Origin of the sequence: Psychrobacter sp. FME6 (assembly GCF_014861365.1) — a bacterium.
Taxonomy (GTDB): domain Bacteria; phylum Pseudomonadota; class Gammaproteobacteria; order Pseudomonadales; family Moraxellaceae; genus Psychrobacter.
This window is the reverse complement of sequence record NZ_RRYW01000009.1, coordinates 40,943-56,085: the sequence shown is the minus strand read 5'-3', so window position 1 is coordinate 56,085 and position 15,143 is coordinate 40,943. Positions and strand designations below refer to the sequence as shown.

General features: G+C 43.5%; 13 protein-coding genes. 8 read left to right on the top strand and 5 right to left on the bottom strand.

Translation table 11 applies throughout. The features are described 5' to 3' along the window. Nucleotides 1-40 precede the first annotated feature (40 nt). From EI162_RS02575 to EI162_RS02560, 4 genes are all read left to right on the top strand, one after another. Nucleotides 41-742 carry an IS1 family transposase gene (locus tag EI162_RS02575; RefSeq protein ID WP_192522872.1) on the top strand — a complete coding sequence of 234 codons (702 nt, stop codon included), beginning with the start codon at nucleotides 41-43 and terminating at the stop codon, nucleotides 740-742. Between the two features lie 50 nt (nucleotides 743-792). Continuing rightward, on the top strand, nucleotides 793-1,119 hold the full coding sequence (locus EI162_RS02570) for a DUF779 domain-containing protein (protein WP_192522871.1): 327 nt from the start codon (nucleotides 793-795) through the stop codon (nucleotides 1,117-1,119). Nucleotides 1,120-1,486: 367 nt separating this feature from the next. Next, on the top strand, nucleotides 1,487-3,130 hold the full coding sequence (locus EI162_RS02565; protein WP_192522870.1) for a GMC family oxidoreductase: 1,644 nt from the start codon (nucleotides 1,487-1,489) through the stop codon (nucleotides 3,128-3,130). A 283-nt stretch (nucleotides 3,131-3,413) separates the two neighbouring features. Then, the gene (locus tag EI162_RS02560) at nucleotides 3,414-4,019 is read left to right on the top strand and encodes a YceI family protein (RefSeq protein WP_192522869.1); all 606 of its coding nucleotides are present in this window, start codon (nucleotides 3,414-3,416) and stop codon (nucleotides 4,017-4,019) included. Between the two features lie 83 nt (nucleotides 4,020-4,102). Here EI162_RS02560 and tkt read toward each other — a convergent pair whose 3' ends face one another. Together tkt and serS are read right to left on the bottom strand one after the other, a co-directional pair. Then, the gene (gene tkt / locus EI162_RS02555; RefSeq protein ID WP_192522868.1) at nucleotides 4,103-6,100 is read right to left on the bottom strand and encodes a transketolase; all 1,998 of its coding nucleotides are present in this window, start codon (nucleotides 6,098-6,100) and stop codon (nucleotides 4,103-4,105) included. 282 nt (nucleotides 6,101-6,382) lie between these two features. Continuing rightward, complete coding sequence (serS, locus tag EI162_RS02550; protein ID WP_192522867.1) at nucleotides 6,383-7,669, bottom strand: serine--tRNA ligase; 1,287 nt, start codon at nucleotides 7,667-7,669, stop codon at nucleotides 6,383-6,385. Nucleotides 7,670-8,196: 527 nt separating this feature from the next. On the opposite strand from serS, the gene EI162_RS02545 reads away from it, so the two are divergent. Both EI162_RS02545 and EI162_RS02540 read left to right on the top strand, forming a co-directional pair. Further along, a complete protein-coding gene (locus EI162_RS02545; RefSeq protein WP_192522866.1) occupies nucleotides 8,197-8,856 on the top strand; it encodes a YcxB family protein in 660 nt (219 codons plus the stop codon). A 381-nt stretch (nucleotides 8,857-9,237) separates the two neighbouring features. After that, nucleotides 9,238-9,723, top strand: coding sequence for a Dps family protein (locus tag EI162_RS02540; RefSeq protein WP_192522865.1), 486 nt, complete (start codon nucleotides 9,238-9,240; stop codon nucleotides 9,721-9,723). 246 nt (nucleotides 9,724-9,969) lie between these two features. Here the strand turns inward: EI162_RS02540 and EI162_RS02535 are convergent, their stop codons facing one another. From EI162_RS02535 to EI162_RS02525, 3 genes are all read right to left on the bottom strand, one after another. Further along, entirely contained in the window at nucleotides 9,970-10,674 is a 705-nt protein-coding gene (locus tag EI162_RS02535; protein WP_192522864.1) for a DUF2057 family protein, read from the bottom strand. A 56-nt stretch (nucleotides 10,675-10,730) separates the two neighbouring features. Then, nucleotides 10,731-11,543: a DnaA regulatory inactivator Hda gene (gene hda / locus EI162_RS02530; RefSeq protein ID WP_192522863.1), complete on the bottom strand. Its 813-nt coding sequence runs from the start codon at nucleotides 11,541-11,543 to the stop codon at nucleotides 10,731-10,733. Between the two features lie 291 nt (nucleotides 11,544-11,834). Beyond that, on the bottom strand, nucleotides 11,835-12,941 hold the full coding sequence (locus EI162_RS02525; protein ID WP_192522862.1) for an AI-2E family transporter: 1,107 nt from the start codon (nucleotides 12,939-12,941) through the stop codon (nucleotides 11,835-11,837). Between the two features lie 351 nt (nucleotides 12,942-13,292). Here EI162_RS02525 and purM point away from each other — a divergent pair, with 351 nt between their 5' ends. Together purM and purN are read left to right on the top strand one after the other, a co-directional pair. Continuing rightward, complete coding sequence (gene purM / locus EI162_RS02520) at nucleotides 13,293-14,342, top strand: phosphoribosylformylglycinamidine cyclo-ligase (protein WP_192522861.1); 1,050 nt, start codon at nucleotides 13,293-13,295, stop codon at nucleotides 14,340-14,342. Next, nucleotides 14,342-15,040: a phosphoribosylglycinamide formyltransferase gene (gene purN / locus EI162_RS02515; RefSeq protein WP_192522860.1), complete on the top strand. Its 699-nt coding sequence runs from the start codon at nucleotides 14,342-14,344 to the stop codon at nucleotides 15,038-15,040. Before purM ends, purN begins: the two co-directional genes overlap by 1 nt. Nucleotides 15,041-15,143: the final 103 nt, after the last annotated feature.

The window sequence follows — 15,143 nt, the reverse complement described above, 5'->3', positions numbered from 1 at the left end:
AGGAGGGTGACAGCCAAAGCAAGATGATATATTTGAGGTTATGAAGACACAAATACAGATCAATTGCCCCGACTGTCACAGTCCCAGTTTTTCGATACACGGCAAAAAAAGCTATGGCAAGCAGAACTACCAGTGCAAGGACTGCAAACGTCAATTTATTGGCGATCATGCCCTAACTTATAACGGCTGTCACTCTAGAATAGAAGATAAAATACGGCTAATGACAGTGAGAGGCTGTGGCGTCAGAGACATTGCTATTATAGCCTCAGTTAGCATTGGTAAAGTGCTTAGCACCATAGGCTCATCTGTTTATAAGATTGCGCCTAAGAAGCGCTATTATGAACGCTTAGAGGTTGATGAGTTTTGGACTTACGTGTATCGCAAGAAGCGTAAAGTCTGGCTCATCTACGCTTATGACCGTGCTACCAATGAGATTGTCGCTTATGTCTGGGGCAAACGTGACTTGAAAACAGCTAAGAAGCTAAGAGCCCGTCTTAAACAACTGAAAGTCAGCTATGGTTCTATTAGCATGGATAACTGGGATAGCTTTATAACCGCATTCAAGCCTGACAAGAAACAAATCGGCAAGCAGCATACGGTAGGCATAGAAGGTAATAACTGTCGCCTTAGACACCGATTGCGACGAGCCGTTCGAAAGACCTGTTGCTTCTCAAAGAAGTTTAATAACCACTTTAAGGTGTTTGATTTGGTATTCTTCTATGTCAATTATGGCTATGTCTGATGCCAGCATACTTTTTAGAACACCACCAATAATTTTAAAAGGAATAAATGATGAAAATTACCGCGACAGAATCCTGTAAAGACCTTATTGAGCTTTTAAAATCTAAACATGGCGAGCTGATGTTTCACCAATCAGGCGGCTGCTGTGATGGTAGCTCTCCGATGTGTTATCCGTTAGGCGAATTTAAAGTTGGCGGTCAAGATGTCCTTGTCGGCGAGCTAGTCGGCTGTCCGTTTTATATGGGCAAAGCGCAACATAAACTCTGGCAACATACTGATTTGACCATTGATGTGGTCAATGGACGCGGTGCCAGTTTTTCGCTAGAGATACCCGAAGGCAAACGCTTTATCGTACGCTCAGATGTTTGCTCGGTATAGACGGGACTAAGCTGAATTCTTCCAATTGTACATACTACAGTTGATTCACTTTAAAACCTATATTAGTACTATTGGAGTAAATTTTACGCAGCCTCTGTCACGCTTGCGAACAGCAAGCAAGAAAAATTTATAACAGTAGTACGTGGCTATTTACTTTATTACAATCGTATCGCTCTTATTTAGAACTGCCTACATAACGAGGCTGAAAAAATTAGCCCCATAATTTCCATTCCCGGTACATCTGCTTTATATTGAACGGACTATATTATTTCAGTGAAATAATAGATACTGTAAGACGTCACTTATTTTGATAAGTCTGTTTTAACATAAATATTTTAATCAGCATGGATGCAACAGGGAATATAAAATGGAATTTGATGGAAATTTTGATTACGTCATCGTTGGTGGTGGTTCAGCAGGATGTGTGCTTGCCAGCCGTCTAACAGAAAACCCAGATATCAGTGTTTGTTTATTAGAATACGGCGGCGAAGGTAAAGACCTTGCGGTTCGCGTACCTGCTGGACTGATTCTTATGGTTCCAGGTAAACCACTGAAATTAAATAATTGGTGCTTTCATACTACTCCACAAACGCACTTAAACAATCGTCGTGGCTTTCAACCACGAGGGCAATGTTTAGGTGGCTCCTCTGCCATCAATGCCATGATTTACACCCGTGGTAGTGCGTTAGATTATGAGCGCTGGGTGGAGCAAGGCTGCGAAGGCTGGGGTTTTGACGATGTGCTTCCCTACTTTATCAAAGCCGAGAACAATGTCCATGGTAGCGATGAACTACATGGCGATAGCGGACCTTCGCATGTCAGTGAATTACTCAGCCCACGCGACATCTCAAAAGCATTTGTCGAAGCGGCCATTGCCAATGGTCTTGACCACAATGAAGACTTTAATGGCGCCAAGCAAGACGGTGCAGGACTGTATCAAGTCACCCACTTTCATGGCGAAAAACAAGGCCAGCGCTGCTCTGCCGCTGCCGCTTACCTACATCCTGTGCAAAGTCGATCAAATCTGACGGTCGTTACCCATGCGCAAGCCAACCGCGTCATCTTTGAAGACAAGCAGGCAACGGGCGTAGCGTATGAAAAAGACGGTGTCGAACATACAGTCATGGCACGTCATGAAGTGATATTATCAGGTGGCACGTTTGGTTCACCCAAAGTTCTGATGCTATCAGGTATCGGCCCTGCTGAGCATTTACAGTCACACGGCATCGATGTATTGGTAGATGCGCCCGAAGTTGGCGGTAATCTACAAGACCATTTGGATGTAGTATTTGATTACGAGGTTAATACTACTGATGTTATTGGTATTGGCATGGCGACCATTTCAACGCTGACCAAGGGTATTCGACAGTGGAGAAAGGACGGTACAGGCCTCTTGTCTTCTAACTATGCTGAAGCAGGCGCATTCTATAGCGTTGGTGACGCTCCAAAAGAATGGCCAAACACTCAATTGCATTTTGTAATATCTCGCGTGATCGAACACGGTCGTGATCTCAGGCGCGGCTTTGCTGTCTCATGTCACAGCTGCTATTTACGTCCTGAAAGTCGCGGTACGGTCAGGCTCGATTCTGCCAACCCCTCAGATACAGTATTGATAGATCCAAACTACCTCTCTGACCCCAAAGATGTAGAGTATATGGTAGCAGGCGCGGAGCGGGCGCGAGCAATCATGCAAGAATCACCAATGGCCAAATATATTACCGAGGACTACCCTGCTCCTTATATCGAAAAAGACGGCATGCTTGGCTATATTCGCAATAAGTCAGATACTATCTACCATCCAATTGGCACTTGCCGCATGGGTTCAGATAGCGATTCAGTGGTCGATTTAGAATTAAAAGTACGTGGGGTAAATGGGCTACGAGTCATTGATGCGTCAGTAATGCCGACATTGATTAGTGCCAATACCAATGCACCAACGATTATGATTGCCGAAAAAATTGCCGACCTTATCAAGGCCAAGCATAGCCACAAAGAGTCAGTGGTCGCTTAAATACAAGAGAGATACAGCGGGACTGGGATGCTTGCGTTTAAAACATAAGTTGTGCAGCCCCTATCGGCATAGGCACAACAAGCCAGAAAAATTCATACCTGTCTCGCGTCACAACATATTTATTTTATTTAGGGCATGTCATTTAATCACGACTTTAATAATACATTGAAATAAGATAGTTGTAGTAAGCTATCTACTTATTATTTATTGCTTAAAAAACGACAAATTCTCATAACCCACTTCAAATAACGATAAAGTGATTATTACCATCTGGATTGTACCTATGAATACACGCACCACTTCTTGGCTCAAAATAACGCTAAGCACCTACCTATTATTATCACTACCAGTAATGAGTCTGGCCGCTAGTACAACGCCACAAAAATGGAAGTTGGACGTACCAAAAACCAACGTGAATTTTGAAGTCAATTATCTAGGTAAAGCCACTACCGATGGTAGGTTTAATAAAGTAAATGGCACTATCCATTATGATGTAAAAAAGCCAGCAAGTACGACCATTAACTTTACCGTTTATACCGATAGTATTGATACAGATCGCAGTCTACGAGACACCTTTTTGCGTCGGAAGGCGCTGCTGAATACTCAGCAATATCCGACGATGACTTTTGTTTCCAAAAAAGTCAGCATGATTAATCCCAAAGAAGCGAATGTAACCGGTGACTTTACCATCTTAGGTCAAACCAAACCCTTAACCGTTAGAGTAAAGCTATCGGATGTCGAAAAGGATCCTGTCACCTCTAAACCTGTTTTGAAGTTCCGCGCTACCGGCATGGTTGATAGATATAATTACGGAGTTACTGCTTTTCCAAAAATCATCAACAATATCATACCTCTTGAGATATCAGGGAAGCTGATTGCTGCTAATTAGTTTTGAATAGCTTAAAAAACCCAATAAAAAAGAGTTGCTAGGAATCTAGCAACTCTTTTTTATTATCTAAACAGCTGGTTTAATTAAACCAAGCTATTCACCGCATCAACCACTGCTTCAGTAGTGATACCAAACTCTTTATACAGCTCATCTGCTGGCGCTGATTCACCATAAGTGCTCATACCGATGACTTTGCCATCAAGACCGACGAACTTAAACCAGTAATCTACATGCGCCGCTTCTACAGCTACGCGGGCGCGGATATTGGCTGGCAATACCGCTTCGCGGTAGCTAGCATCTTGCTCTACAAAGATTTCAGCACATGGCATAGAAACCACACGCACGCCAACGCCATTTTGGCTAAGCGTTTGATACGCTTGCATGGCTAGTCCAACTTCTGAACCAGTGGCGATGATGATTGCTTGTAGCTCGCCTTTTTCTTTTGCAAGTACATAACCGCCTTTGGTGATGTTCGCGACTTGCTCGCTATCACGTGCTTGATGTGGCAAGCTTTGACGGCTAAAGATTAACGCTGATGGATTGTGTTCAGACTTAATCGCTTCAACCCAAGCACTGGCAGATTCAGTCGCATCACAAGGACGCCATGTACGTAGATTCGGCGTAGTACGCAGGCTAGTCAATTGCTCAACTGGCTGATGCGTTGGGCCGTCTTCACCCAGACCGATAGAGTCATGGGTATAAACGTGAATGATACGCTGCTTCATGAGTGCGCCCATACGGACGGCGTTACGCGCATACTCCATAAACATCAGGAACGTTGCCACGTAAGGGATAAAACCGCCATGCAGTGCGATACCATTAGCAATCGCAGTCATACCGAACTCACGCACGCCATAGTAAATGTAGTTGCCGTCAGCATCTTTTTCGATGCCTTTAGCACCTTTAAATAGCGTGAGGTTTGAGCCAGCAAGATCCGCTGAACCACCCATCAATTCAGGCAATAATGGTTGCAAGGTATTAATCGCATTTTGACTGGCTTTACGGCTAGCGACATCGCCGCCTTGATCTTGAGTTTGCTGAATATAGTCTTGGGCTTGCTTGTCAAAGTCCGCGGGTAACTCACCATTTAAACGACGTAATAGCTCGCTTGCCAGTTCTGGATACGCCTTTTTATAAGCGTCAAAATCTGCATCCCAGTTCTTCTGTTGGACGTCGCCTTTGGCTTTAGCACTCCACGCTTCGTAGATTTCTTCATCTAACTCAAACGGTGCATGCTTCCAAGACAACGCTTCACGAGTTAAGGCAATTTCATCATCACCAAGTGGCGCACCATGACTGGCTGCTAGACCTTGCTTGTTCGGGCTACCAGCGCCAATCGTCGTTTTACAAATAATAAGACTTGGCTTAGTGGTTTCTTGAATCGCTTGTTCAGTGGCCTGCGTAATAGCACCGGCATCATGACCATCGACTTTGATGACCTGCCAGCCGTACGCTTCAAAACGCGCTTGCGTATCATCAGTAAACCAGCCGTCGACGTCGCCATCGATTGAGATACCATTGTCATCATAAAAGAACACTAGTTTGCCAAGACCTAGCGTACCTGCTAGCGAGCAAACCTCATGGCTGATACCTTCCATCAAGCAGCCATCACCCAAGAACGCATAAGTATGATGATCAACGACGTTATGACCGTCACGGTTAAACTGCGCTGCCAGCGTTTTTTCTGCAATTGCAAAACCAACGGCGTTGGCAATACCTTGTCCTAGTGGACCAGTGGTGGTTTCAATACCAGGGGTATAGCCAAGCTCAGGATGACCAGGGGTTTTCGAATGTAATTGACGAAAGCCTTTTAGGTCATCGACGCTGACATCATAGCCTGATAAATGAAGTAATGAATAAATCAACATCGAGCCATGACCGTTTGATAGTACAAAGCGGTCGCGGTTATGCCACTGCGGGTCAGCAGGATTGTGCTTTAAAAACTTGCGCCACAACACTTCGGCAATATCCGCCATACCCATCGGTGCGCCTGGATGTCCGGAGTTGGCCTTTTGAACCGCATCAAACGACAGTACACGGATGGCATTGGCTAATTTACGTTCGCTAATTGGAGCTGGCATAGAGTGTCCTAATATTCGAAAGAGAGGTATGGAGCATAAGAGGAGAGTTTACTCAGAGGGTCATCCATCAAAAACGCGCTAGGCATCTTCAATAGATAGGCTATAAAATCAAAATGTAATATTAACATATTTGCTATGAAGCAAGCCAAAAATGCGCTGACAGAAGCGTTTGTATTTAACAATCATTCATATCAGTTTTGTTAAATGATAAACAATCATAGGGGGCTATAAATAAACTGCGAGTCAACCTAGCGACTCGCTGTTCATACGGCTAAATTTCTATTAAACAGTAATTGCCTCAACACCGCCCATAAACGGACGCAGCACTTCTGGAATCGTAATACTGCCATCCGCATTTTGATGGTTTTCCATCACAGCCAATAAAGTACGACCAACGGCTAGACCTGAACCATTTAGCGTATGCGCTAGACTGGTTTGCTTGCCGTCTTTGACGCGTGTGCCCATACGGCGTGCTTGGAAATCGCCACAGTTTGAGCAGCTTGAGATTTCACGATAGGTATCTTGGCTTGGCAACCACACTTCGATATCGTAAGTCTTTTGCGCAGCAAAGCCCATATCGCCAGTGCATAATTTTACCGTACGATACGGCAGATTTAGCTGCTGCAAGACATATTCTGCTTGTCCAGTCATCGCCTCAAGCAAATCATCAGATTGCTCAGCAGTAGCAATATTGACCATCTCAACTTTTTCAAACTGATGCTGACGAATTAGACCGCGGGTATCACGGCCGTGCGAACCCGCCTCACTACGGAAACAGGGTGTATGCGCGGTAAATTTTAACGGTAACTCTTTAATATCTAAACGCTCACCGCGCACCAAATTGGTCATCGGTACTTCGGCGGTTGGAATCAGATAAAAATCAGTGCCTTCATTATTGGTATGATTGGTTAATTTAAACAAATCATCTTCAAACTTCGGCAGCTGACCCGTCCCTTTTAAGCTCTCACTATTAACGATATAAGGGACATAGGTTTCAGTATAGCCGTACTTAATGGTATGAGTATTTAGCATAAACTGAATTAAGGCGCGGTGCATTTGCGCAAGTTGCCCTTTTAACACGTTAAAGCGACTGCCCGTAAGCTTGGCGGCGGCTTCAAAGTCGAGCATACCCAGCGTTTCACCGATATGCGTATGGTCTTGAACCTCAAAGTCAAACTCGCGCGGCGTACCCCATTTGCGTACTTCCACATTGTCGTCTTCTGAGGTACCAACGGGTACGTCTGCTGCTGGAATATTTGGAATCTGTAATGCCGCTTGAGTGATACGTTCTTGCAGAGTACGCAGCTCGTCTTCAGCCACCTTAATTTCTCCACTGACATTTTGCATTTCAGCCAATAGCTCGCTGGCATCTTCGCCTGATTTTTTTAGCGCACCTACTTGCTTAGCCCCTGCATTACGGCGCGATTGCAACTCTTCGGTTTTGACTTGTAAGGATTTACGCTCGGACTCAACCGTTTGCCAGAATGCCAGATCAAGCGCATAACCACGAGTGGCCAACTGCTGTTGTAAATCACTTAAATCGCCGCGTAAGAGTTTTGGATCAATCATAATAGTTGCCTGTAACGCTAAAGTGGATAAAAGGTTCAAAAATAAAATCGTCAATTGGTTAGCTGAGCTTTATGACGTCGTGATAAATGTCATGTGATAAAGCTCAGCTATGACGCTGTGTTGGTCATGAGAATATGTTGTGGACGCTATAATACCAAGACCCAGCAGATTTGACCATGTTTTGGCCAGACTTTGGGTAGGTTTCACTCATTTTTTAATTAATTTTCGCTCATTTTTTGATGAAGACATCACTCACTGCGCCATAATATCCATGATTGGTGACACGCTATTTTTAGCTTAACGATCTGCTCTGGTGTGTCACGAGTACTTGTAATGCTTTTCTATCTCCCTTAATCGTAATAATATGAACTCTATCAGAGAACAGAGTGGCTTATATGTTTCATTTAAGAGCGCTTTTCGGTAAGATAAGCGCATACCTTTATTTCACTTCTAGCTGAGTAAAGCTTTGCTGCTTTGCTTTAACGATTAAACCCAACGCTTTTAATACAAGTATTTGAGAAACCTTTATGGCCCTGTACCCCTACACCCTACAACCTGTCGCCTTAAACCTGACCGAGGCTGAATTTCACCAAGCACAGTATGAACTGTTTGCCAGTGCCAGCCCATCATTTGGTCTATCCAGCTTCAAGACCAAAGAATGGATTATTATGGCGGTGGTTGTGATACTGGCAATTGCAGGGCTGGTCTTTGTCACCGGCTACTCGACCATTATTTTTTGGTTGATGCTGGTAGCAGTGGTGGTTTATCTACTGGTTCGTACCCTTGGCTTTAAATGGTATGTCAAAAGAGAGTTTGAAAAACAAGTCGCTGAACAAGAAATGCCCGATGAGATGCGTCAAATGAAGCTTGGGGTGCAAAAGCATGGTTTGGTCATGGCCATGCCGGTCAATCAGCCAGATATGTTTAATAGCAATCAGATGCGCGGTATGCAAATGCGCGCGGGTCAAACCCAGCAAGCGGTGATTCCTTGGAGCGCGGTCAAAAGTTGGGATGAGACGGACGATTATATTTTTATGATGTTTGAAATGAAGGGTCAACAAGGCAGTCAAATCATCCCTAAACGCTTAAAAGCGCAAAAATTCCCTATCGATACGGTACGCCAACATCTAGAAGAAGTCATTGCGGTAAAAGGTCTGAACCCTGAAAACTTACAACCTCCCGCATAAACCTTATAACGTAGATATGGATAGTATCAATAAATGAGTAGCATCGATGAATTAGTAGTTTCAATAAATCAATCATAAAATTATATTTATTGAATTTAACTTATCACTGCTACTTTGCTATTATAATAAGCATCAACAGACAAAATATTGAATACTAAAAAATATTAAGCTCTAAATATGAGATTCATCTACTGAAATAAGAACAAAGCATATTTAGATTCAACCTTTTTTAGTATTGTTGATTCAATTTAAAAGAGGGTCAAGGCAGCCGAGTGCAGAGGTATATGTCATACTTCAATCGAGGTTGACACTGTACTCTTTTATCGTGGATTGACTATATATGATAGAGTCAATGAACACTCACACTATAAGGATAATATTATGAGTAATACTAACAATGTGACCAACCAAATCGGTCTAGAAAAAGCAGACATGAGCGAAGTAATTGAGAAGTTAAATAGCCTGTTATCAAGCTACCATATGTTTTATATCAACGTTCGTGGCTATCATTGGAACGTTAAAGGCGAGCACTTCTTTACTTTGCATCCACAGTTTGAAGAGCTATATACTGCCCTACAAATACAAATTGATGAAATCGCTGAACGTATTTTAACCTTAGGCGGCACACCACTACACGCCTATAGCGACTTTGCTCAGCATACAAGCATTGAAGAAGATAAAAACGTTAAAGATGGCACCACTTGCGTCAAAGGTGTGGTAACTGGCCTACAGGTACTTATCGAAGAACAGCGCCAAGTGTCGGCACTAGCAAGCGATGCCGATGACCAAGGTTCAGCGGATCTCGTTGATGCTTACGTGCAAGAGCAAGAAAAGCTGGTTTGGATGTACAACGCTTTTTTAGGCTAACAATTTCTGTTTAAAACAATATATAGTTAAAATACTTTAAAAACGCTACGATACTGCGGGTATAGTTTTTTTGCAGCCTCTGTCTGCGTAGGCACAGCAAGCAAGAAAAAACGGTACCTGCAGTACGTGATGTAGCGATATTACTTCTCACTGACTATAGAAAAAATAAATTTTGAGTAATAAAAAAGCACCTAAATTAGGTGCTTTTTTATTGTTCTTATTTTCTAATACTTTACTAATGACTATTTATTTTTGAATCCACTGACGCATTTTCTCACGCTCAGCAGGTGTTGCTTGTAGCCAAAGTTGCATAAATTGATCTAAGGTATTGGTAGATGAAGCAACGCTTGTCGTTTGCTTAACCGCAGTGACTGTACCGGTATCAACGTTACTTTGAGTGCTTGCTTCTGGCTTATCTAGTGCCGCAATAGCACGCTGGTTTTGTAGCTCAGCATCACCGCCACCAAATGCCCCACCTAGTGCTTTGCCTAGCCCTGAGAATAAACCGCCATCGCTACCCCCAACACTTTCTTGGCTGGCAATAACGGTATTGTTCTGTTGTACCGCGAGTGTTGGACGCTCAGCATATTCTTTGGCTGCTGCGTACTCTTCTGGTTGGTTTGGCATGGTTAAGCGATAGGTTTGATTGTCTACCATTTCAGCGGCGACGCTGATATTCCCTGAGCGCAAATAGTCGTGTTCATCGCGGCGCAATTTATATAGACGATCATACTTAGCTGTAATCACATGTTTGCCAGGCTGTAATGTGAAACTTTTGGTTAAAGGCTGAAAGAGGCTTTGCGTAAGCTCTTGACCATTGATTGCGGTGACTTTGATATGGTCATCAACCAATAAAGTCACCGCTGCTTGTGACAACGTAGAAACGGCGCCCGCACCAATGAGCAAAGCGCTGATAGACAGTTTTTTTAGCAAAGAAGCATTCAATTTCATAAGTAGTTCCATTAATAGTAAAAACGTTTCGGATAGAGATATTCGTGTGCTTAATGCTAAAAATCAAGCGGCATTGTATGATGGGTATGCTGATCTTGATCAGCAGCATCGTTGTCTACTTGCGTCTCTTGGGCAATATCAGCCAGCTCTGCGGCGAGTGTCTGCTCATCAATGGTACGCAAAGCATCGCTTATCACTGCTTTAGATATATTACTACGGCCAAGGTTTGAAAACATCGGTTGAATATAATTGAGCACTTCCATCATCGCACCGATACGATGCGGCCCTTCAGTGAGTAAATAACTGATAATACGTTCATCAAACTGCCAACCACGTCTGCGTAATATGGACTGCAATAAGGCTTGACGATCTGCCAAATCGTGACCTGTAGGCACTTTAAACGAAGGCGCTTGTGCCAAACGTGTCAGCAAGTCTCTCAACTGAAACGGCAGTTCGGATGCAGGCTTATTGGCAGCAAATAATAGCTGGCGCTGGCCTTCACGGCTGCGATTGATCAGATGAAATAACGCTTCTTGCCATTGGCTGTTTTGCTCGATCACTTCTAAGTCATCAATAGCAATCAATGAGAAATTCTCTAAAGAAGAAAGCACATTGACATCGGTATGAATCAGCTCATTCAGTGACAAACAAATCGCCGACTTGTCCATCTCGATAAACGACTCACAAATAGCGGATAATAAGTGCGACTTGCCTGTAGCAGGACTGCCAAATAGGTACAGCTGACCAATCAGGCCGACATGTAGCTGCCGCACTGCATCAATAATAGACATCCAACCTGGACCGGCAAAGTCACTGAGACTTGCATCGTGCTTAATATCCAGATTGAGACTTAGCTGTGCTTCTGCCATGAATCATCAACTCGTTTTGCATGGGGTAATAAGTAGGGTAATAAAAAGTGCCATAAAAAAGGATAAACGACTAATATTTTTAAACCGGCTTTGGCAAAACTCGCTTTTATCAAAGCCAACCTAGTAACGGCAAATACCGTTATTACTGCGCCTATATATAACATATTTGCAAAATGACTGACAAGTCTTTTACCCATTAAGCCCAATCAATTATCATTTATCAAAAGTGCCTTGCACCGTAAAACAGCCTTCCCACCTAATACATTTCTATCCTTGGGTAATATAACCTCATTATTGTTTATCAAATAAAGCAAACTGTTTCCGGCCTTTATAAAAATCCGTGGATTGATAATAAGCATACAGGTGACGGAATAAAACGTTGATGACAGCAGACACAGGCAGCGCAATAAGCATACCGACGAAACCTAGCAAACTTGCCCCTGCCAACACCGCAAAGATGACCCATAACGGCGACAGTCCAATCTTATCACCTAATAGTAAAGGTTGTAGGATATAGCCTTCTGCGGCTTGACCAACCAAAAACGCGCCAACAATCAATGATAAATGTGTCCAGTCTAAGCCAAATTGGAATAGGCAAGCAGTAATCGCCGCAATAAAGCCGATACCGAAGCCCAAATATGGGACGAAGCTGGCAATACCAGCCACCATGCCAATGATAAGCCCAAGCTCAAGCCCGATAAGCTGGAGCTGCACGGCATAAATGGCACCCAATAATACCATCACTAATAGCTGACCTTTAATAAATGCCATCAATGCACGATCGCATTCTTGAGCGATGGCCACTACTTTTTCACAATAAGGCTCTGGTATCGCTACCTTCCATGTTTGTAGGCGTTGATCCCAGTTAAACAAGAAATAAAAGGTCAAAATAGGAACCAATACAATGAGTCCAGCATTGTTGATGAAATTCATACTCGAGACAAGTATTTGACTCATCATCGTGCTGGCATCGGCAAACTTATAATTCGCCTGCATATAGTCGACTAAGCTCTCAGAAAACCCTTTGGCTTTTAGTTCAGGTAGACGAATGCGACTGTTGTTGGTGAACCATTCTCGCACGACTTGATTATACCAATTTAAAACCTTGGGCAAATAATCCCATGCAGCTTGCAGCTGATGCCACAGCGTCGGTACTAGCCACCAAAGTAGCAGCACCATCCCCAAAGTAATCGTCGAGTAGACGATAATAATCGCCATCCAGCGTTTGATATATTTAGACAGACGCTTTACCAGTGGATTAAATAAATACGCCAGCACAAAAGCAAAGACAAACGGCACAATGACCGGCATCATTAAATACAACAAGAACACCGCCACAATGATAGTAACGACAATAAATAAACGCCGAAAAAAAGGATCTATTGGTTGTTTCATCATGACAAGTAATCCTTGGTTAGGCTGATTTAAAATAGTGGTGCGCTTAGTCCATGTTGTAACATGCGTTAAGCAGTAAGCTTATAACAGCGAACAGTTATTGACAATAAATTTAGCGTTCTATTATTGCAGAGTAAAATAAAAAAGCCGTCATTTTTTGTTTCTTAATTTTTTATTGACCCTTTATCATCAGCCTACATTAAATATCAGCCAATTATCGAGCAAATAACAGCAAGTTGCTTTGCGAGTGTGGGGCATTTTTGGGTATAATGCGCGCACAATCTACGAAATTCACACGACCGATTCGCTTTTCTACTGACTGACCTTCATTCCTATAAAATTTGTGAGATGACCATGAGTAATAAGCCTTCTTTAAGCTACAAAGATGCAGGCGTTGATATTGATGCTGGCGATGCGTTGGTTCAACGTATCAAATCCGTGGCAAAAGCCACTTCACGCTCTGAAGTTGTGGGCGGACTTGGCGGTTTTGGGGCGCTTTGTCGTATTCCGACTGGTTACACCTCACCCTTATTGGTTTCGGGTACTGACGGCGTAGGCACCAAGCTTAAACTGGCCTTGCAACTGAATCGCCATGACACCATCGGTATCGATTTGGTTGCCATGTGCGTCAACGATTTATTGGTCTGCGGTGCAGAACCTTTATTTTTCTTAGATTACTATGCAACAGGCAAGCTTGATGTTGATGTGGCGGCCACGGTCGTTACTGGTATTGGCGAAGGCTGTAAGCTATCAAATTGCGCACTGATCGGTGGCGAAACAGCTGAGATGCCTGGTATGTATCAAGATGACGATTATGACTTGGCTGGGTTCTGCGTAGGCGTCGTTGAAGAGAGCGAGGTAATCACTGGTGAAAATGTCGCAGAAGGCGATGTATTGATTGCCCTAGCTTCCAGTGGTGCGCATTCTAACGGTTATTCATTGGTTCGTAAAGTCATTGAAGTCAGCGGCATTGATGTCACTACCAGCAATGAGCAATTAGACGGTCAACCTATTCAAGATGCCCTAATGGCACCGACACGTATCTATGTTAAAGCCATCAAAGCACTACAAGACGCCCTCGGTAGCTCAGCTCTACATGCGATGTCACATATCACTGGTGGCGGCTTAACGGATAACTTACCGCGTGTATTACCAGATAATCTAGCGGCGAGTATCGATGCCAATAGCTGGCAGTTCTCAGAGCTGTTCACGTGGTTACAAACCCAAGGTAATATTGAGCAAAGCGAGATGTACCGTACCTTTAACTGCGGCGTTGGTTTTGTCATCGTGGTTCCTAAGGATAAAGCCGAAACGGCTATAAAAATCTTAAATGATGCAGGCGAAAATGCGTGGCAAATGGGTGAAATGGTCAGCCGCGAAGCGGACGCCGTGGTGTACCGTTAATGTCAGATGACAACCTAACAAGCATTTCGAAAAAACCAGCTAAGCCATTGCGCATTGCTGTCTTGGTATCTGGTAGTGGTAGCAACCTGCAAGTATTGATCGATGCAATGCAAGCAGGCGCGCTACCGGTTGAGATTGTCGGTATCATTAGTAACCGTGAAGATGCCTATGCGATTAACCGCGCTGAGCAAGCAAATATCCCTGTTGCCCTGCTCTCACATACCGATAGCGGCAAACGTATGGGGATTAAAACTTTTGAGAGCCACGCTAATGAGCAGTTAAAATCATGGCAACCTGACTTGATTGCCTTGGCCGGATTTATGCGGGTATTGAGCGGATCATTTATCAATAATGCACCAGCACCGATGATCAATCTGCATCCGTCGCTGCTACCTGCTTATAAAGGGCTTAATACGCACCAGCGTGCCATACAAGCGGGCGAGCGTCATCATGGTTGTAGTATTCATGTGGTCACCGCTGAGCTCGATGCTGGCGCAGTTTTAACCCAAGCTGTATTAACGGTTGGCGTTAAAGATACAGCGGATGGCTTACAATCACGCGTACAAAAGCTCGAACACCAACTGCTACCTTGGACGATATTACTGATTGCTAAAGGTGTTATCAGTTTGAACGATGACATTAATAATAAATCCAGCCATTTACCAGCCTTACCTTTAAAGCTATGGCTAAATGATTAAGTTTTAAACATAACTATTTCACCCATAACTTTCCGTTTGATAAAAAAGCAGAACCATAACTGGTTCTGCTTTTTTATGCGCTCAAATAACGTGATTGATAATT